At 41.4% G+C, this 20,235-nt stretch carries 16 protein-coding genes; 2 read left to right on the top strand and 14 right to left on the bottom strand.

Annotation, left to right across the window (positions count from 1 at the left end):
- Positions 1-7 precede the first annotated feature (7 nt).
- The 8 genes from A361_RS17850 to A361_RS17885 form a co-directional block, all read right to left on the bottom strand.
- Positions 8-787 carry a fumarylacetoacetate hydrolase family protein gene (locus tag A361_RS17850; RefSeq protein WP_019382483.1) on the bottom strand — a complete coding sequence of 260 codons (780 nt, stop codon included), beginning with the start codon at positions 785-787 and terminating at the stop codon, positions 8-10.
- Between the two features lie 81 nt (positions 788-868).
- Positions 869-3,046, bottom strand: coding sequence for a malate synthase G (locus A361_RS17855; protein ID WP_019382482.1), 2,178 nt, complete (start codon positions 3,044-3,046; stop codon positions 869-871).
- A 235-nt stretch (positions 3,047-3,281) separates the two neighbouring features.
- On the bottom strand, positions 3,282-4,742 hold the full coding sequence (locus A361_RS17860; protein ID WP_019382481.1) for an FAD-linked oxidase C-terminal domain-containing protein: 1,461 nt from the start codon (positions 4,740-4,742) through the stop codon (positions 3,282-3,284).
- Entirely contained in the window at positions 4,739-6,097 is a 1,359-nt protein-coding gene (locus A361_RS17865; protein ID WP_019382480.1) for a (Fe-S)-binding protein, read from the bottom strand. Before A361_RS17865 ends, A361_RS17860 begins: the two co-directional genes overlap by 4 nt.
- On the bottom strand, positions 6,098-7,420 hold the full coding sequence (locus A361_RS17870) for an FAD-binding oxidoreductase (protein ID WP_019382479.1): 1,323 nt from the start codon (positions 7,418-7,420) through the stop codon (positions 6,098-6,100).
- A 61-nt stretch (positions 7,421-7,481) separates the two neighbouring features.
- On the bottom strand, positions 7,482-8,174 hold the full coding sequence (locus A361_RS17875) for a FadR/GntR family transcriptional regulator (RefSeq protein ID WP_019382478.1): 693 nt from the start codon (positions 8,172-8,174) through the stop codon (positions 7,482-7,484).
- Positions 8,175-9,014: 840 nt separating this feature from the next.
- Positions 9,015-10,340: a C40 family peptidase gene (locus A361_RS17880; protein WP_051005549.1), complete on the bottom strand. Its 1,326-nt coding sequence runs from the start codon at positions 10,338-10,340 to the stop codon at positions 9,015-9,017.
- Positions 10,341-10,671: 331 nt separating this feature from the next.
- A complete protein-coding gene (locus A361_RS17885) occupies positions 10,672-11,031 on the bottom strand; it encodes a DUF2294 domain-containing protein (RefSeq protein WP_009333537.1) in 360 nt (119 codons plus the stop codon).
- 181 nt (positions 11,032-11,212) lie between these two features.
- Here A361_RS17885 and fdhD point away from each other — a divergent pair, with 181 nt between their 5' ends.
- Positions 11,213-12,010: a formate dehydrogenase accessory sulfurtransferase FdhD gene (gene fdhD / locus A361_RS17890; protein ID WP_019381202.1), complete on the top strand. Its 798-nt coding sequence runs from the start codon at positions 11,213-11,215 to the stop codon at positions 12,008-12,010.
- Between the two features lie 138 nt (positions 12,011-12,148).
- Here fdhD and A361_RS17895 read toward each other — a convergent pair whose 3' ends face one another.
- The 5 genes from A361_RS17895 to A361_RS17915 all read right to left on the bottom strand — a co-directional run bounded on the left by A361_RS17895 (position 12,149) and on the right by A361_RS17915 (position 17,889).
- Entirely contained in the window at positions 12,149-12,472 is a 324-nt protein-coding gene (locus tag A361_RS17895) for a hypothetical protein (protein ID WP_019381201.1), read from the bottom strand.
- 17 nt (positions 12,473-12,489) lie between these two features.
- Positions 12,490-13,386, bottom strand: coding sequence for an HD domain-containing phosphohydrolase (locus A361_RS17900; RefSeq protein ID WP_019381200.1), 897 nt, complete (start codon positions 13,384-13,386; stop codon positions 12,490-12,492).
- Between the two features lie 225 nt (positions 13,387-13,611).
- Complete coding sequence (locus tag A361_RS17905; protein ID WP_019381199.1) at positions 13,612-14,178, bottom strand: DUF1641 domain-containing protein; 567 nt, start codon at positions 14,176-14,178, stop codon at positions 13,612-13,614.
- Entirely contained in the window at positions 14,171-17,137 is a 2,967-nt protein-coding gene (fdhF, locus tag A361_RS17910) for a formate dehydrogenase subunit alpha (RefSeq protein WP_009333532.1), read from the bottom strand. Before fdhF ends, A361_RS17905 begins: the two co-directional genes overlap by 8 nt.
- Before the next feature lie 158 nt (positions 17,138-17,295).
- Positions 17,296-17,889, bottom strand: a complete 594-nt coding sequence (locus A361_RS17915) for a TetR/AcrR family transcriptional regulator (protein WP_019381197.1) — start codon at positions 17,887-17,889, stop codon at positions 17,296-17,298.
- Between the two features lie 89 nt (positions 17,890-17,978).
- Between A361_RS17915 and A361_RS17920 the strand changes: the two genes are divergently transcribed.
- Complete coding sequence (locus tag A361_RS17920; RefSeq protein ID WP_026041657.1) at positions 17,979-18,536, top strand: membrane protein; 558 nt, start codon at positions 17,979-17,981, stop codon at positions 18,534-18,536.
- A 110-nt stretch (positions 18,537-18,646) separates the two neighbouring features.
- On the opposite strand, the gene A361_RS17925 is transcribed toward A361_RS17920, so the two are convergent.
- Positions 18,647-20,005, bottom strand: coding sequence for an LVIVD repeat-containing protein (locus A361_RS17925; protein WP_019381195.1), 1,359 nt, complete (start codon positions 20,003-20,005; stop codon positions 18,647-18,649).
- Positions 20,006-20,235 lie beyond the last annotated feature (230 nt).

Below are 20,235 nucleotides of genomic sequence, written 5' to 3' on the forward strand. Positions count from 1 at the left end.
AAATAGATTATACCGTTTTTGCGCTTTCACGTGCCACTGCAAAGGTATTCCGCAGCGTTCCAATCTCTTTGATCTCACATTCGATAACATCGCCTGACCTAACCATTTCAGCCCCGACAGGGCTTCCTGTAAGGATTACGTCACCTGGCATCAGCGTCATGACATTAGTCAGGTAGGAAATCATTTTTCGAATTGGGATAATCATTAATTCTGTGCTGCTGCTCTGCTTCTCTGAGCCGTTTAATTTAGCCTCAACTTTAACCTGAAATGGATCCAGGTCTGTTTCGATAACCGGACCAAGCGGAGTAAATGTGTCAAAGGATTTGCCAATTGTCCAATGTCCATCATTATGGAAGAATTGCGGTGCAGTAACATCATTCCCAACTGTGTAGCCAAAAACATAATCAAGCACATCTGACTCTGCTACATTTTTAGCTTCCCTGCCAATGACCACTGCCAGTTCTGATTCAAATTTCACCTCTTCAATGCCTTCAGGAATGATAATATCCTCATCAGGCCCTATAACAGAAGATACAGGCTTAAAGAAGAATACAGGGATTTCCGGGAGTGTCTCAGGCAAATCTGATTTCACTGACACATAGTTAGCTCCAATACCAATAATCTGATTTGGAACCAGCGGAGCAAGCTGCTTAACTTCATCCTGCGAAAAGCTCTGGCCAGTATACTCCCAATCTCCGAAAATATCACCTTTAATTTCTTTAAATATGCCCCCCTCTGCTACTCCTGTATGTACTGCCCCTTTAACTTCAAATCTAGTAAATTTCATCTTTTTCCCTCTCCCCTCAATTACTTTAAGTCTGCAGATCTTTAGAAAAACAGGGCACATGCATGCCCTGTTCTAAAACTATTACTGTTTAACAGCATACCTGGACTTAGCTTCAAGACGGCGGCGGTGCAAAATAGGTTCTGTATAGCCATTTGGCTGATCATAACCTTCAAAAACGAGGTCACATGCTGCCTGGAATGCAACTGATTGATCAAAGTCAGCAGCCATTGGGCGGTATGCTGGATCTCCACTATTTTGTTCATCCACAACTTTAGCCATTTTCTTAAGTGTCTCAAGCACTTGCTCCTTCGTGCAGATTCCATGGTGCAGCCAATTCGCAACATGCTGGCTTGATATTCTTAATGTCGCACGGTCCTCCATTAAACCAATATTATTGATATCAGGAACTTTGGAACAGCCGATGCCCTGCTCAACCCAGCGGACAACATATCCCAGGATACCCTGTGCGTTGTTATCCAGTTCTTCTTGAACTTCCCCTGGAGTCCATTGCGGATTTTCAGCAACCGGAATCTGCAGGATTTCATCACGAAGGTCCGAAATTTCTTCCAGCAGCTGGTTTTGCACCTTTTGAACTTCCACCTGATGATAGTGTAAAGCATGAAGGGTTGCAGCAGTTGGAGAAGGTACCCAGGCTGTATTGGCTCCAGCGTTCAGATGGCCGATTTTCTGCTCCATCATATCAGCCATCATATCAGGCATAGCCCACATACCTTTTCCAATCTGCGCACGGCCTTGGAAGCCTGTTTCAAGGCCTGTATTGACATTGGATTTTTCATAGCCTTTTAGCCAAGCTGTTGCCTTCATGTCATTCTTGCGGATCATTGGGCCAGCTTCCATGGAAGTATGCATCTCATCCCCAGTCCGGTCCAGGAACCCAGTGTTTATGAAGACGATGCGCTCCTTTACTTCACGAATGCAGGCTGCCAGGTTCAAAGATGTACGGCGCTCTTCATCCATTACACCAATTTTAAGTGTATTCCGCTCAAGTCCGAGCAGATCTTCTGTCCGGTCAAACAACTCGTTTGCAAAAGCAACTTCCTTGGAACCGTGCATCTTTGGCTTAACGATATAAATGGAACCTTCTGATGAGTTTTGGTATGGGCCATTTCCAAGCAATGTATGCTTGCCAATCAGGCTGGTAATTACCGTATCCAGAATACCTTCCTGTACTTCATTTCCATCCGCATCTAAAATCGCATTAATGGACATTAAATGTCCGACATTCCTGACAAACATTAATGAGCGTCCAGATAATGAGAACTTCTCTCCATCTGGAGAAACATACGAACGGTCGGGATTTAATGTACGTGTCATTGATTTAGCACCCTTTGTAAAGGCGGCGGAAAGGTCTCCCTTCATTAAACCAAGCCAGTTGCGGTACACAAGGACCTTGTCTTCAGCATCAACTGCTGTTACTGAGTCTTCACAATCCATAATTGTGGTAATTGCAGCTTCAAGCAAAACATCCTTTACTCCGGCATCATCCGTTTTTCCAATTGGGTGGCTTCTGTCAATTTGAATTTCAAAATAAAGGCCATTATTCTTTAGAAGTACCGCAGAAGGCTGATCCTGCTCTCCCTGGTATCCGGCAAACTTTGCTTCTTCTTTTAGATTTGCAGTTTCGCCATTGTTAAGTACAACAGACAGCTTATCGTCTTCCACTTTATATTGAACAGCGTCTTTGTGAGAACCTCTTGACAAAGGAACGGTTTGATCAAGGAATTCCCTGGCAAACGCAATAACCTTTTCTCCCCTTACAGGATTATATCCGCCATCTCTATTTGCCCCGTTTTCTTCACTGATTGCATCTGTGCCGTAAAGTGCATCATATAAGCTTCCCCACCGGGCATTTGCTGCATTAATCGCATAACGCCCGTTATTAACTGGAACGACCAATTGCGGTCCAGCCTTCACAGCTACTTCATCATCCACGTTTTCCGTAGTAATCTTAAAATCTTCGGTCTTTGGCTCAAGATAGCCGATCTCTTCTAAAAAAGACTTATAGCTATTAAAATCAAAATCTTGATTTTCTCTGTGCCAATTGTTCAGCTTATGCTGAATTTCATCCCGCTTCGCCAGCAATGCTTTATTTTTAGGTGTCAGATCATTTATAAGCGCTTCCAAACCTGGCCAAAATTGTTCCTGATCCACTCCGCTTCCCGGCAGAGCCTCGGAATTGATAAATTCATAAAGCTCTCTTGCAACTTGCAGGCTTCCTGTTTTTACATAGTTTCCCATATTCATTTCCTCCTTTGGTTGCTGCTTTTCCCATTTTTAATTTTAATGCGGCTGCCGATCCTTGTTTCTTATTACGAAACGGCGTTTCTAACTTTCTCTTAAAAAAATAATAGCATGTTTCCAAATGGATTTTCAATAATTTTCACACAACTTTATTCTTCTAATTGATAAGGCTGAATTTAGTTTTTCAACATTCGGTAACTGCCCAGCCTTCTATTGAAGGCTGGGTATTCTGTTATGAAATTGCCTGGGCCTTCATCTCTTTTTTGATTTCAGCACATCTGCTCGGCGATGGGAACAGTTTTCCAGCATTCAGCAGATTATGAGGATTAAAGACTTCCCGGATATCTGTCTGGGCAGCAATTTCTTCTTCTGTGAAAACAAATCGCATTTCTTCCCGCTTTTCAATGCCGACTCCATGTTCTCCAGTTATGGTCCCTCCAACATCGGCGCAGACTTTTAGGCACTGGCTTCCAGCTTCAAGTGCTTTCTCTGATTCTCCTGGTATCCTTGCGTCAAATAGGACAAGAGGATGCAGGTTTCCATCTCCCGCATGAAAAATATTAGCAATCCTTAATCCCGATTCACTGCTAATCTGATTGATTCTGCTTAAAACTTCAGGCAGTTTGCTTCGAGGAATGACCCCATCCTGAACCAGATAATCGGGAGAAATGGCTCCCATGGCACCAAAGCCTGTCTTACGGTTCGCCCACCATCTTGCTCTTTCCTCTTCACTTCCTGCCGCACGGACTTCACGGACATTCCTCTTTCTGCAAACCTCAAGGATTTGGTCGATCTGTTCCTCAATTCCCGCTGCAATTCCATCCACTTCAATTAAAAGAACTGCTTCTATATCTTTTGGATGGCCTACCGGAAAAGCTGCAGCTTCCACACCTTCAATAGCAGTCTTATCCATCATTTCAAGAGCTGCTGGTACAATACCCGCAGATATTATATCTGATACTGCCTGGCTCCCATCTTCAACCCGATCGAAGTAGGCGAGGACAGTCTGCTTTCCTTCAGGGTTTTTCAGTACCCTCACAGTTATTTTTGTTACAATTCCAAGGGTCCCTTCAGAACCAGTAATCAGACCCAGTAAATCATATCCGGGAGCATCGGGAATACCGTCCTTGCCAATTTCCACTATCTTACCATTAGGCATGACCACTTCAAGTCCAAGAATGTGGTTTGTAGTAACTCCGTACTTCAGACAATGTGCACCGCCGGCATTTTCTGCAACATTTCCGCCAATTGTACAGCAGTATTGGCTGGATGGATCCGGTGCGTAATAATAGCCTTTATCGGATATTGAATTTGTGAGTTTCAGATTTACAAACCCAGGCTCCACAACGGCGCGGCGGTTTTCAAGATCAACGCTAATAAGTTTTTTCATCCTAACCATACTGATTATTATTTCTCCATTAAGAGGTATGGCTCCGCCGCTCAGCCCCGTACCTGCCCCCCTGGCCAGGAAGGGAAGATTGTTTTCCGAGCAGTACGTGACAATCTCCGACACTTCTTGTGTATTCTTTGGAAAAACGACTGCTCTTGGCAAGTGCTTATGGATCGTAAAGCCGTCACAGTCATAAGCAACAAGATCTTCTTTCTGGTAAAGAATGGAACGGGAACCTCCCACAATTTCAGCCAAATTTAAGATGTGTTGGTCCTGTGATTTAACCCGATCTTTCGTTCTCACTCTTTTCCCTCCTTCACACGGTCTTCCTTTTGGTAAGCCCAGTCAAGAAGCTGGACAGTATGGACAATTTTCTGATTCCTGCCGTATTTTTGAACTCCCATGGCCATTTGAAGCATACAGCCGGGATTTCCCATTGAGATCATTTCCACATCATCTGGAACATTTTCCATCTTGCTTTCAAGGACCGCATTGGCCATTTCCGGATTGGTAATATTGTATATTCCTGCACTTCCGCAGCAGCGGTCTGAATTAGGCATGTGTACCATGTCAACACCAGGAATATCAAGGAGAATATCACGCGGCTGCTGCCGGATTCCCTGACCATGTGCTAAATGGCAGGCATCATGGTAAGTAATTCTGGTTTTCATTTCTGCCTTTGGTTTTTCATAGCCTGTTTCATGAAGAAATTTTGAAATATCCTCTACCTTTTCAGAGAACTCTTCCGCTTTTGCATGCATTTCAGGGTCTTCCTTAAATAATTCTGCGTATTCCTTCATCATGCACCCGCATCCGGCTGCATTAACAATTACTTTATCAAAGTCTTTGAATGCTTCCATATTCTGCTTCGCCAGCTTCCTGCCCATATCACGGTCTCCCGCGTGAACATGCAGGGCTCCGCAGCATGTTTGGTTTTGGGGAATGACAACATCATTTCCATTTCGGGTCAGTACATTTATGGTGGATTCATTAATATCACTGAACATGACATCCATTACACAGCCGGTCAGCATCGCAACTTCCTGCTTTGTCTCCCCTTTTGCTTTGATTACTTTTACGTCTTTATATTTCTTTTTTACAGGCTCTTTCACTTCAGGCATGATGGATTCCATATCGGCAAGGTGCTGCGGCATAATATTGATTAATTTGGTTTTCCGGACTGCTTTTTGCATGCCGCTTTTTTGGTAGAATTTCAGAAGGCCGCCCAGCGTATTTAAGCGATTCTGGTGAGGGAAAAGGTCATGAAGAAAAAACTTGCTGATGGCTCCTTTCACTCCAGTTAATGGCATTGCCTGCCGAATCTGGCCGCGTGCTTCCTCAATCAAACCGCCAACATCGACATCAGCTGGGCATGCAGTTGTACAGGCACGGCAATCCAGACATTGAAATACCGGGTCCATGAATTGCTCATTTACTTGAAGCTTCCCTTCAGCCACAGATTTGATCAAGTGTACACGCCCCCTTGGAGAATGCTGTTCCTGACCTGTCTGTTCATATGTCGGGCATGATTCCAGACACATGCCGCAATGGACACAGTCAGCCCATTTCTTTTCATCTGGCGGATCGCTCCATAAATAGTTTCCCAATCCCGAGGTACATGGCGGCTCTTGCTTTAAATCGAGTTCACGGACACTCATTTATATCCCTCCTATGAATCTGTTTGGGCTTACTGTTTTATTTGGGTCGACTTTTGTTTTAATCCCCTGAAGCAAAAAGAAATGAGAAGGTTTATTTCCCCAAACATCTACTTTTTTCCGAAGCTCAAATGGCAGGTGCTTTGCAACCGCATATCCCCCTGCTCTTTCAGCGATCTGCCTTACATGTAAAGCGGCATCGGCGACATCTGGCTCTGCTCCTCTAATGGTCACTTGGCTCAATCCATGGCCCAGACCTCCGTGTGATTCGACTTTCACATTGAATTTATCTTGAAGCAGTTCAGTATCCTTTAATATTCTCACCGCGTCGAGATTAACAGTTCCAACCTTAAAGGAGGCTTCTGTTTGAATTAGCAATTCCTTGTCTGCCCCATTCGGAATATGCCTGTAAAAGCGATCCCAAAACAAATCCGCTTTTTCCTTGGAGTTTATACTCAATTTCGCATCTTTCGGCAGCATATTTCCCACAAAAATTTCCTGATAACGTACAGAGCTTTCAACATCTTCAAAACTCATAGCTATCGTGTAAGAGTTTATTCCGCTGAGTCTATCTGAAAGTGCCGGATTCAGCAGTTCAAGCGAAACTGGTTCAATCATAGAATCCAAAACCTTCACTGCAAACGCCTTTATATCCTCCAGATTTCCGGCTGGAAACGAAACGAGAACCAGACTCTCACATTTAGGGATTGGGCGAAGCTTTAAGGTAATTTCAGAAATCACACCAAGTGTGCCCATCGATCCTATAAACAATTTATTCATATCATAGCCGGCAACATTTTTTACGACTCTGCCACCCGAACGTATTACCTTTCCATCCGGATAAACAGTCCTTAATCCAATAACTGCATCACGGGCTGAACCGTAGCCCAACCTTTTGGGTCCGCTTTCATTTGCTGCAATGATTCCGCCTATTGTGGCATTTTCGGGCCAAAAAGGATCGAGAGATATCTTTTGATTATGTTTGGCCAGATAATCCTGAAGGTCTTTAAAGCGAGTTCCGGATCTTACTGTTACTGTCATATCACCAGGTGTGTGTTCCACAATCCCTGTATATTTTTCAAGTGATATAAGAAAATCCGCTTTTTCATTTAACCCTCCGAATCCACGTTTTGTGCCACCGCCCATAATGTTGATGGTTAGACCATTCAAATCTGCATGCTTAATTGCCGCTGCAATCTCATCTTCTGTTTCCGGTAATATAATCATTTCTCCTGAGTTGCCAAATGGGCTTGAAACTTCATTTTTAATTATCTGGTCTTCTCTAAAATAAGTTTTTAAAGCACTTATCGATTCTGCTGCAATCAACATATCCACCCCGTTTGTTTCGTAATAGCAAACAACGTTTCTGATAAATTTCAAAAAAACATTAACGTTCTTGCAGGATACTCATTTGCAAAAGTTTCTCAACCAGCTCTAAATGTTCAATCATATTCTTATGCGCCTGATCCGGCTGCTTATTTTTAATAGACAAATAGATACCCAGATGCTGCTCTTCAATCTTTTTTGCGATATCATCCCGTGTTTGAAGATAATGATGGAAATCGATCATGGATTTTTTCAGTGTTTCAGATATAAATTGCACAAATTGGATAAGTATATCATTGCCTGCTGCATGGGCAATCGCCATATGAAACTGATAATCCTCCTCCCATCCATGGATGGCTGCATCGGAAATCAGCTTATTCATCTTCGCCAAATCCGCTTCAGACCGATTTGCGGCTGCCATTTCAGCGAGACCTGTCTCAACCATTTTTCTTGCCTGGAATAACTCGTGGATATCTTTTATATCCGGGTGCAAATGTGGATTATTAAACAGTTTAGAAGAATCAAAGCGGGTTATGTAAGTGCCTTCTCCTTGCTTTACCTGCACAATCCCCTTGCCCTGCAAAGAGGTTAGCGCGTCTCTGACAGCTGACCGTCCAACACCAAATAGTTCACACAACTCCCTTACAGAAGGAAGCTTATCCCCAGGTTTAAAGGAACCTTTTGCAATCATGTCTTGAATTTGCTCAGCAGCAACCTCAGAAATTTTGCGCGTTGAGATCTTTTTTACATTCATTCTTACGCCTCCTCCCTTTGCAGACATCACATATCTGATAAGTTAATTGTTATTTACTATTTAAGCACGCTTAATTGTAATAATCAATAAAATATTTAGAATTTAATAAAAATTATTTTATCTTGATGGGCGGGATGAGTTTGATTGCTGGAGAACTTCGGATTTTTGAGGAGATGGAGTCTCAAACTTGAGGTATCTTTAAACTCAGTTTGAGGTAGTTTAGTAAACTGGGTCCGGACTTGATGGCACTTTGGACTCTGGTAGAGAGGATTCTGTTTTTTGGCTCCGAACCTGAGTCTACTTCAGATTCTGGTTGAGCTCATCCTGAAATGTGAGTCCGAACCTAGTACAACTTCGGACTCTGGTTAAGGATATCACGTATTTTGGGTCCAAACCTGAGACTACTTCAGACTTTGGTTGAGCTCATCCTGGAATTTGAGTCCGAACCTAGTGCAACTTCGGACTCTGGTTGAGGTTATCCCGTATTTTGGGTCCGAACCGAGCCTACTTCAGAATCTGGTTGAGCTCATCCTGAAATGTGAGTCCGAACCTAGTACAACTTCCGGACTCTGGTTGAGGATATCACGTATTTTGGGTCCAAACCTGAGCCTACTTCAGACTTTGGTTGAGCTCATCCTGGAATTTGAGTCCGAACCTAGTGCAACTTCGGACTCTGGTTGAGGTTATCCCGTATTTTGGGTCCGAACCAGTCAAGTTATTGCAAGCAGCACGGCCCAAAAAAATATAAATCCCCAACTCTGATTTGGTAATAATCTAAAAGTGAGTTCAACATAAAAAACCTGACTTCCACGTTTTAACATGGAAGTCAGGTTAATTTTACTATTCTATAACGCGTACAACACGGCCACTAAATTTGTTTTTCCAATAGCCACTGGACATATTAGCAATCGCGACACCCGTTGAGTCTTGAGAACCGATGAACTTACCGCCGCCAAGGTAAATGCCTACATGGCCGTCTGTTTTATAGGTGTTAAAGAAAACTAGATCTCCAGCTCTCATTTCGCTTGCTGAAACCTGTCGTCCTGCAAATTTAAGAGAGTCTGTGCTGGCTCCAACACTAATTCCAGCCTGGGAGAATGCCCAATGCACAAAACCTGAGCAATCAAATCTTCCATTGGCTATATCATAAGCGTTTCTGCCGCCGCCAAAAACATAAACAGAATTACCGATATATTTATTGCCTGCAGTTGTAACAATGCTAATTGCGCTTCCGCCCTTGGCGCTTGGCTTAGGATCAGAGTTGCTGGATCCTTTGGTTTTCTGTGCAGCAGTTTTTTGCTCTTTGACAGATGATGAACCTGTTGGTGCAGAAGTCACTGAAGCCGAACCTGCTGATGATGAAGTCGATGCAGCTGTCTGTACTACTGGCGCTGTCTGCGCCGCAATGCTTTGTTCGATTTGTGCAATCATAGAAGCGTATTTAGCATCTTCACTTTGCAGCTTCGCCTTTTTATCAGCAATCGTATTTTCCTTTTCTTTTAACTGCTGGATTAATGAACTATTTTGCTTTTCTTGCTGCTCCATGGCAGTTTGCATGCCTTTTAATTCGGTCATCATGCTGTTCAATCCCGCCAGTTCTTCTTCCACTGCAGCCTTCTTTTCTTCAAATGCCTTTTTATCCTGTTCCTGTTCTTCCAGTAACTGTTTATCTGCCTGAACAAATGTAGTTACTGCTCCGACACGGTCGACGAAATCACTAAAGCTGGATGCACCAAGAAGAACATCTAGATATGCCACTGTTCCGCCGCTTTCCTGAAAGGATTGTGCACGCTGTTTTAAGATCGCGCTTCTCTTTTCGATTCTTTCCTCAATGATAGCCATTTCTGCCTTCAATTGATCGACTTCGGCTTTAGTGCTAACAATACTCGTTTCCGTTTCTGCTATTAATTTATTATTATCTTCAATTGCTTTTTTAACTCTAGCGATTTTAGCATTTAGCTCAGCAACCTCTTTAAGGACACTTACCAATTCATTATCTGCTTCAGCCAGTGTGGCCTGCAGGCTTGAACGCTCCTGCTGGATTTGGCTTTTTTGACTTTCCAGTTTATCGATCGATTCTGCATTCACACCAGGGATTGAAAAAGCACTTCCAAGCCCTAGGATAATTGTCGTATTTAAAACGAGGAGTCTTTTTTTCAAAATCATTACCCTGCTTTCTAATATGTACTTGGTCTGTTAAACGGCCTTAGAATATATAAAACTTTTTATCTATGTATTTTCCAGTTTTGGTTTCTAGTAAATTTGTCTTTCCATGGAGGATTATACCATCCTTATTTGACAGACTTGTTATAGAAATATTACAAAAATATTTCAAACGTGACATTAAACCCCTTTTTTCGCCATCCTTATATGACATAATTCCCTATTTTACTCAGAGAAGATATCCAACAACAGTTGTGTGCTGTATTCCGGAAAGAATAAAAAAAGACTGGAATCCGGATTCTATCTTCCAGATTTCAGTCTTTAATGAATACTTTTAATCCATAAACTTGCTTTGGATATCCTGATCGAACACAAATACCGACATTCCAAAATCCCGTTCGATATCTATATCCACAAACAGGTCAATTAGTCTTGCCTGCAAAAATTCTTCCATTTCAGCCGGCCGGTTCTTTTTATACATCTCCTTGACCATTTCTGTTCTGGCAGCCCGAAGCATTTGTTTCCCTTCGTCTGCACTAGCTATGAATTTTTCCACAGGAGATAAATTACCTTCCATTTCACATATAGCCCAATGTTTGCAGAAAGTTGTCCTAACTTTGCTAGGTCCTTTGCCCATATGTTTTTTTCGGAAGGAGCGCACTAAATTACTGAATTCAGCTTCATACTTGTTCATATTCCAACCCTCATTAACCTATTTTCATGTATAATCCCAATTATACATGTCCAATGCAGGTTTCACTTTAATAAGTTAATCAATTAATACAATTATTGTCAAACTAAACAATCTAAATTTCTTGTTTAACTGAATTATATGCTACTATTTTGTTAGTTGAAAGGTTCTAGGAGGAAGAATTATGGATATTCTAAGCAGCAGAAAAATTGTCAGATTTCAGAATGGAGTTCTGCAGGATGCAGAAGATTCAATTGTTTCCGAACACCCTCTCACAATTCATCTAAATGGAGAAGAGTTCGCAACAATGGTCTGCAGCCCAGAGAATATTCGGGAATTAACAATCGGCTTTTTGGCTTCTGAAGGCTTCATCAGGAGTATTGACGAAATCAAGGATATACAAATAGATGAAAGCAAAGGATTTGCATATGTGGAGTTACATACCCAAACTTCAACAGCAAGCCATGAGTTCCACTCCAAACGGTTTATTGGTTCATGCTGCGGGAAAAGCAGGCAATTTTATTTTCACAATGATGCCAGGACAGCCAGAACTTCTACATCAAAGCTGACCTTGTCTCCCAGCCAATGCATCTCATTTATGAAACAGCTGCAGGAAGGCAGTCTGACTTTTCAAGAAACCGGAGGAGTACATAATGCCGCCTTATTTTCTGCAGATGAAGTGATTGTCAGCAGAACAGATATTGGCCGGCATAATGCTCTAGATAAAATCCTTGGGTATTGCATTGAAAACAGGATTCCTGTAAGAGATAAAGTTATTGCATTCAGCGGCAGAATCTCTTCGGAAGTTCTTCTAAAAGCCTCCAAAATCGGAGTAGGCATAATTCTATCAAAATCAGCTCCGACTGATCTGGCCATAAAACTGGCAGAGGATCTTAATATCACAGCCGTTGGCTTTATACGCGGTCAGTCTTTTAATGTTTATTCTCATCCTGAAAGGATCGTTTCAGGGGCGGAAGATTAATAAAAGAGGAACCTAATTATTATTAGCTAGCAAACCAAGGTGTTTGTACACACCTTGGTTTCAATTTTATTTTAATTTTTCAGACAAAAAAACCAATCAAGTTCTGATCGGCTTTTCACACTGAAATCAATTTATAATTTAATTATACAATGGAACGGGAGGATCAATTCCTAATACAGGCTGTCCATCGACTGTTAACCATACATAATAATGGTCAATCTCTGTTTTAAGTATCACTTCAATTTTAGCGATTAACTTTTCTTGCATTTCAAATGATAACCTTGCTGTTTCCTCTCCTAATGGTATATCTTTCAATCCCAGCAAATCAGCAATTTTCCTTGCATCTTCATAGGAAACTTCGACATATTTATCATACTCCGGTAAATATGCAGCCTCCGCGGTTTTAATTCCTAATGCGGCAGTCAAGATTACTGCCATTAAAATAAACCCTATCTTTTTCATTTTTTTCCCCCATAAATTTAAATTTGATCTATAAGCCCCAGGAAAACATCCAGAATTTCAGGATGATACATGGTTCCACGGTAATTCAATAATTCTTTTTTAGCTTCTTCCTTACTCCTGCCCTTTTTGTACACTCTATCCGTGGTAATAGCATCATAAGAATCAATAATCGAAATGATCGAAGCTTCAATAGAAATCTCGCTGCCTTTCAATCCAAGAGGATAACCTTTTCCATCAAATCTCTCATGGTGCTGTTCGACTACTTTTCCTGCATCTATCAAGAGCGGCAATCCTGTTTCCTCAAGTATTTCTCTTCCGAAAACAGAATGTTTCTTCATTATTTCCCATTCCTCTGGAGTGAGTTTACTCGGCTTTTGCAATATTTCCAGGGGTATGCGCAACTTCCCCACATCATGAAGAAAAGAAGCTAAATTCAAGTTTACTAGTTGCTTAGAATCTAACTCTAATGTTTTTCCAACCAGCATAGAAAGCTTATTAATTCTTTGGCAGTGATCTCTGGTATATCCATCTTTTTCTTCAATTGATATTGATAACTCCATCATTTCCTTTGTTACTTTACTATAATGAAAAAAAACTGGCCTTGATGTTACATAAAGAAATTCAGTGGTAGCTGCTGCTTCAAAAACATAATGTTCTTCTACTGGTGCCCTAAAAAAAGAACTCCCTGTTTTTATTTTCTTGGTTTCATTTCCATTTCTAAGAATTAATTCCCCTGAAAGTACACATAAATATTCTAGTGCTTCCCAGCCTTCTTGGGGTTCAATCCCCCACATTATGCCCGGATCAAGCTTATGATAAATAACCTCTGTCCCGTCCCCCGAAGCAATCAGGGAGATTTGCAAGCCTTTCATGTGGACTGTTTCAATGAAACTATCTTCATTTATAATGCCCACTTTATTACCCTCTTTCTTATACTTCGCAAATGATGTATGTATTGGGTGGCAAATTAATAAACTTTCCTATATTGCCATTCTAGTACATGATTTTCCATTTTTCCACAAAAATTTTGCTATTAAATTGATATTAAAGAGAATATTGACAATATTTAAGGCTATTTGCCTGATTTTATCATTTCCAATAAAAAACCAGTGACCTTAAATGGGGTCACCGGCTTGTTGTCATTCTCTTTTGTTAGGAGGAACATCTCTTTCGTTTTTCTCCATTTTGTGTATTTTCTGGTCTTCTGGAAGCTGGGTGTTCCTTTCCATGGCGCTTGTATCTTCTCCCATCCCTTTTAGGAAAGTAATCAGAAGTGTAACCGCACGATTGACTTCTGGATCTTTTAATGCCTTTACCAGTTCAAAGTAGCTTGTTTTTTCATCCGTTTCTTTATGTTCCGCCACCCTGGCAATACCGGAATTTAATTTTAACAGCAAGGGTTCAAGCTGCTGAACATTAATGGTGCCAAGAGTTCCAACCATGAGAAGCAGGTTTTTGATTGTATTGGTAGCTTCCGGTTTATCCACTGCTTTAACAAGGACATTCAATACTTTATCTCCCTGTCCAAATAAGCCATTTAATAATGAAAGAACTCCCCGATCATGCATATGTCCTACTGCTTTCAGTAGCTCAAGAATGGAATCCTTATTATCTATCAGGGCATTCTCCACTTCTTCCAGGTCCTTTTTGCGTTTATCCTCTGGGCTTAATTCAAAACGCTTGATGTTATTAATCGCTTTAGCCATGCTGCTTCCGCTCCTTTTTCACCATTTCTCCCGGGAAAATATAATCTTTTCTTGCCCATTTCTTTTGCACGTTTACACCTATCTGCGGCTGCGGATTGCCATAGCGGTGATTAATTCTTGGAAGCGGGTTGCTTCCTTCTTCACTCAGGATTTCAAGCTTTACCTTCGTTTCCTTATATGCTGGTGTATCGGTATCCTTGTCGGCATAGCTGCTTGTTAATAAATTTATGGCGGCATCGCCCCTATCATTCATAGGAAGGTAAACTTCCTTTCCTTTAACCCTATCCGTTATATGGCACTTTACTTTCACATTGCCATATGGCGATGTCAAACGAACAAGTGTACCATCCTTCAACCCTCGTTCTTCGGCTAATTCAGGTGATACCTCCAGGAAAACTTCCGGTGTTTTCAAGCTAATTCCTTTTGACTTGTAGGTCATATTACCTTCATGGAAGTGCTCCAGAAGACGCCCATTATTGACATGAATATCATATTCCATTGGGTATTCAAGAGCAGGAGTCCAATCTACCGGAAAAAGTCTTGCCTTGCCATCCGGGAAAGGAAAGCCTTCCGTATAGAGGAGAGGACTGTCCGTTCCATCTTCAGCCACGGGCCATTGCAGACTATTGTATCCTTCCAATCTATCATAAGTAACTCCTGCGTATAATGGCATAAGTCCAGCTGCCTCGTCCATTACTTCGCTTGGGTGCGTATATGTCCAGCCTGCTCCCAGCCGATTTGCAACTTCAATGATAATCTGCCAATCCGGCTTCGAATCCCCAAGCGGCTCGAACGCCTGGTAAAGACGCTGAATTCTCCTCTCTGTGTTAGTAAATGTTCCTTCCTTTTCCAAACTTGGACTTGCAGGAAGCACCACATCCGCAAACTCAGCTGTACGGGAAAGGAAAATGTCCTGTACCACAAAGAAATCAAGCTTCTCAAAAGCAGCCTGCACATAATTAATATTTGAATCCACAAGTCCCATATCTTCACCCTTCAGATACATCGCTTTCAGCTGGCCTTCATGAATCCCTTCTACCATTTCGTGATTATTCAGTCCGGCCTTTTCCGGAAGCTTTACTCCCCATGCATCTTCAAACTTCTTTCTCACATCAGGGTCTGAAACCTGCTGATACCCAGGCAAATTATCGGGGCTGCTTCCAAAATCACCTGCCCCCTGCACATTGTTGTGGCCCCTTAAAGGATACGCACCTGCACCAGGTTTAGCGTAATTTCCTGTTACAAGAAGCAGATTTGATATGGCTGTACTTGTATCACTGCCTCCAAGATGCTGTGTGACACCCATTGCCCATAAAGCAGAAACACTATTGGCTTCATGAATCATTTTCGCCATTTTGATTAAATTGTCTTTGGAAATCCCGGTCGTTTCTTCTGCAAATTCCAGCGTATATTTCTCCAGGTTTGATACAAATTCTTCAAGTCCATTTACTTTTTCCTGCAGAAACTTCTCATCCGCCCATCCCTGGTCGATAATGTATTTGGTAATGGCAGAAAGCCAGACCATATCCGTACCTGCACGAGGACGCACAAACAGATCAGACCGCTCTGCCATTTCATGTTCCCTTAAGTCAGCCACAATTACTTTTTGGCCGTTAAGCTTCTGGGATCGTTTCACCCTGGTAGAAAGAACCGGATGGGATTCAGACGTATTGGAACCAATAATCAGCACTAATTCGGAGTTTTTAATATCTTCGATTGAACCAGCATCCCCTCCATATCCCACAGTTCGAAATAACCCTACAGTTGCAGGGGTCTGGCAATATCTTGAACAGTTATCGATATTATTTGTCCCTATGACTGCCCTGCCAAGTTTCTGCATTAAATACGATTCCTCATTGGTACATTTAGATGATGTAATAAAGCTCAATGCATCTGGGCCATGCTGTTCTTTAATTTCCGAGAATTTTCGTGTAATCAGTTCCAATGCTTCGTCCCATTCTGCTTCACGGAATGAATCGCCTTCCCTGATTAGCGGCTTCGTTAATCGTTCCTCACTATTCACAAAGTCCCAGCCAAATTTCCCTTTTACACATGTAGAAATTCCATTGGCAGGTGCTTCTGCCTGAGGCTCCACCTTCAGTATTTCACGGCCCTTTGTCCATACATCAAAGCTGCAGCCGACACCGCAATATGTACAGACTGTTTTGGTCTTTTTAATTTTCTCTTCCCGCATAGCTGCTTCCATATCAGATATAGCCAGAATGGACCCATATCCTGTTTCAACATTTTTAGTGATTTCAATCATTGGACGAAGAGTGTCTTTGGCAATTCCAGTCAGAAATCCGGCTTCCCCCTCCATTCCTTTTTCCATCATGGCATTACATGGACAAACCGTAGAACAGTGTCCACAGGATACGCAGGAGGACTCGTTAATGGGCACATCGTTATCCCAGATAACCCTTGGTCTCTCCCGCTCCCAATCAATGGTAAGGGTTTCAGTAACCTGGACGTCCTGACAGGCTTCCACACATCTTCCGCAAAGAATGCACTGATCGGGATCGTATCTGTAAAATGGATGAGATTCATCCTTTTCATAAGGTTTTTGATCAAACGGGATGCTTTGGTGATTGATTTTCATCGCCTTAACCGTATTATGTATTTCACATCCCCCGTTGTTATAATCACAAACCGTACAATACAATTCATGATTAAAGAGAATCTTATCCATGGCAATGGTCTGCGCCTGTTTTACATCAGGATCCACAGTATCAATTACGTCTCCATCTTTAATTTTTGTGGAGCACGAACGTACAAGTTCTCCATTGACAGAAACAATGCAGGTATCACAGGTCTCTATTGCTCCAAGGCTCGGATGGAAGCAAACCTGAGGAATTTCAATCGAACTATCGTTTAATAATTGCAAAACGGTTTGATCCTGCTTTGCCTTCATTTCTATACCGTTTATCTTTATATTGAGAGATGCTGGCAACTCAATCATCCTTTCAATGAATCGGTTTCTTAGGTTTTCACTACCCTTGCAAGAAAAAGTTAAACGTTTAGTTAATGATATTGGCAGATAACTCCAGGCATTCTAACAAAAATAGATTTTAATGGACACAAAAAAAACGGCTGTAAATTCAGCCGCCTTTAACACATTTATTTTTCCAGCAATGACAACAAATGATTTCTAAGAATCGCTTTCATTTTTTCTTCATTAAATTGATCTGGTTTCATTACTGCATGGAGGGCGAGGCCATCAATAAGGGCATGCAGACGACCTGCTTCTTCCTCAATTTTCATTTCAGTTCCGGACAGTCCTAATTTAACTAGTCCCTCAATGATGTTTCTGATGCCTGTCTTCATTTCTTCGTATACACGGCTGCTAAGTTCAGAAAGATGCGGGTCTACTAAAGCCTTTATATTAAATGCTATCCAGACTTCCATTTCCAATCGCCGTTCTTCATCTAGAGGAAGTAATTCCCCCAGCACGAGAATCATATTTTCGAAATGATCATCTGTAAAAGCCGCATTCTGAATTCGTGTTTTCACCCTTTCTGATACTAAGTTCATTGAATACGCCAACAGTTCATTTTGATTTGAAAAATAATGGCGCAAAGACCCAGCAGATAGACCTGCTTCCTCCGCAACTTTACGAACAGAAGCACCTTCAATGCCCTCTTTTTTAATCACCCGCCATGCTGCTTTTCCTAAAATATGCTTTTGCTCTTCATGGTTAACTTTTTTTGGCATAATTATATTATACCACCTATTGCTTTTTTAACACAGTTGTATTACAATATTTTTATAGTACAACTGTGTTAAAAAGGGATGTGGAAAATCTGATTGGCTGGCTAATTATCGCATGTGAAATTGGTTTTTGGATTTTTGTTGCTGCAGGTTTAACAGCAAGATATATAGTAAAGAAAAAATCATTAGGTGGTTTCCTTCTGCTTTGTACCCCGCTAATTGATTTAATTCTAATTGCAGCAACGACCATTGATTTGCACAGTGGAACAGAGGCAACCATTTTCCATGGCTTTGCAGCAATTTATATTGGCGTAACCGTAGCCTATGGAAAACCTATGATTCAATGGGCAGACGAAAGATTTGCCTTTAAGTTCGGAAATGGACCAAAACCTGAAAAGCCAGCAAAATACGGCAAAGAACATGCAAGGAGAGAGAGAAACGGATGGTATAGGCATCTTCTCGCATGGATAATTGGTTTGGTTTTATTAATGGCTATGATCCTTTTTATTGACAATCCCCAGCAAACGGAGAGTCTCAAAGGATTAGCAGGAATATGGACATTGGTTCTTGCAATCGATTTTGCCATCAGCTTCAGCTATACTGTTTGGCCGAGAAAAATGAAAGCTGAAAACTCAAAAATAACTCTGTAGTTTCACAAAACCTGCTTCTTGTCAGGTCAAAAGTTTATCATTATAACCGTCCTTTTTTAGGAGATATCAAAAAACAGGAGCCTTCTTCGGGGACTCCTGTTTTTTAATTATTATTGGCTGCCGTTTTTCTGCAGGACTTTCAATCCAGATCCCATATCGGATGCAAGTACATAATTGCGATCTACGAATACACCCCAAATGTTAGATTTGCTTGGAATATAGACACCAATTTCTTCCGGATTCGACGGGTCTGTAATATCAACTGTCCTTACACCCCCTGCATAATGTGAGAGATACAATGTGTTCCCCTGAACCTTTGGATCATGGACAGTCGCTCCTCCAGGAATCTTCTCAGTGAAGTCGGTTCTAAAAGTGCTTAGAAGCTTTGGATCTGTCTTATCTTTGATATCATAAATCATTGTGTAGCCATAGGCACTCTCAAAGCCTTCTCTGGTTGGACCAAATACCTCCCTTGTCTCTATAAGGACATTTCCTCCTTTAGCTAAATCCATCGAATGGGCGGCTCCCTGAACATCATTGGCGAAATCCGTCCTGCCCAGATAAACTGGATTTTTGGCATCGCTAATATCAAGTATGATTGTTCCTAAATCCCAGTACGAAAGGAAAGCTGTTTTCCCAGTTCCATCTGTTTTGACGCTATGAGCAAACGCTGCCCTTTGAATTCCGTCTTCATCAGTCCAATTATATCCATCATAATTATCATCGTTCACTTCAGATATATAATTGCGCGGATTAAATTCATAAATTGTTTCAGGCGTTGAGGGATTAGTAACGTCTACAATATTAACATCCATTTTATCACCATGAGAATACAGATCTGCATAGCAATTTGCAGTCAGCACATAAACATTATTTCCTTGAACGGTTAGGTAAAGTTCATGTGTTCCCCGTGCCCCCGATGTATCTTCCCAAAATCCCAATTCCTTTGGTTCCCGAGGGTTTGTTACATCGTATAATACAAATCCTCCTTTTGCATTTGGGTTGGTTCGATCTACCTTTTGAACGCTGACTGCAGCCAAATCACCTTTAAAGTGCTTCGTATTAACAGTTTTTACAATTACTTTTTCCTGCCATGTCCCTGGAATATGAGCAAATGACGACACTTCTACTGGATTTGAAGGCTTTTTCATATCAAATACACGCACTCCGCCTTCACCCCCATTTTTGGTATGTGTGCCTACATAGGCAAAGCCTTTATGCGCATAAACATCACCCGATGAATTTTGTACTCCCTCTTTTACTTCTTTTAGTGGAACAGACGCTACTTCTTGAAGATTACCTGTATTTTTGCTGCCATCAAGCAATGGAACAGCTAATTCAACACCTGCCAGACTATCACCTTTTTCAATACCTCCGCTGAATTCATCATGTGCAAATGCTGTTGGGCCACCAGCGGATAGGACAAGAGCTCCGGCTAAAGCAGTTTTAATTAAGATTTTCTTCTTCAAATTTATTCCCCCTAATATAATTTAGCTATGTAGTCGGTACGCTAAGTTTAAGTGTCCCGAAATACTGCATTTTTTATATTAAAGAAAATTCAGAATTTTTAATATCAGAAAATTTTCCTATATTTTCTACAATATATGAATTTACACTAATTGAACCAGTCTTTGCGTATTTCTTTTGCCCCCCCCAAAAAAAGAAAACACCTTCCAATGGAAGATGCCTGAATAAATTT

Source organism: Cytobacillus oceanisediminis 2691 (assembly GCF_000294775.2).
Lineage (GTDB): Bacteria > Bacillota > Bacilli > Bacillales > Cytobacillaceae > Cytobacillus > Cytobacillus pseudoceanisediminis.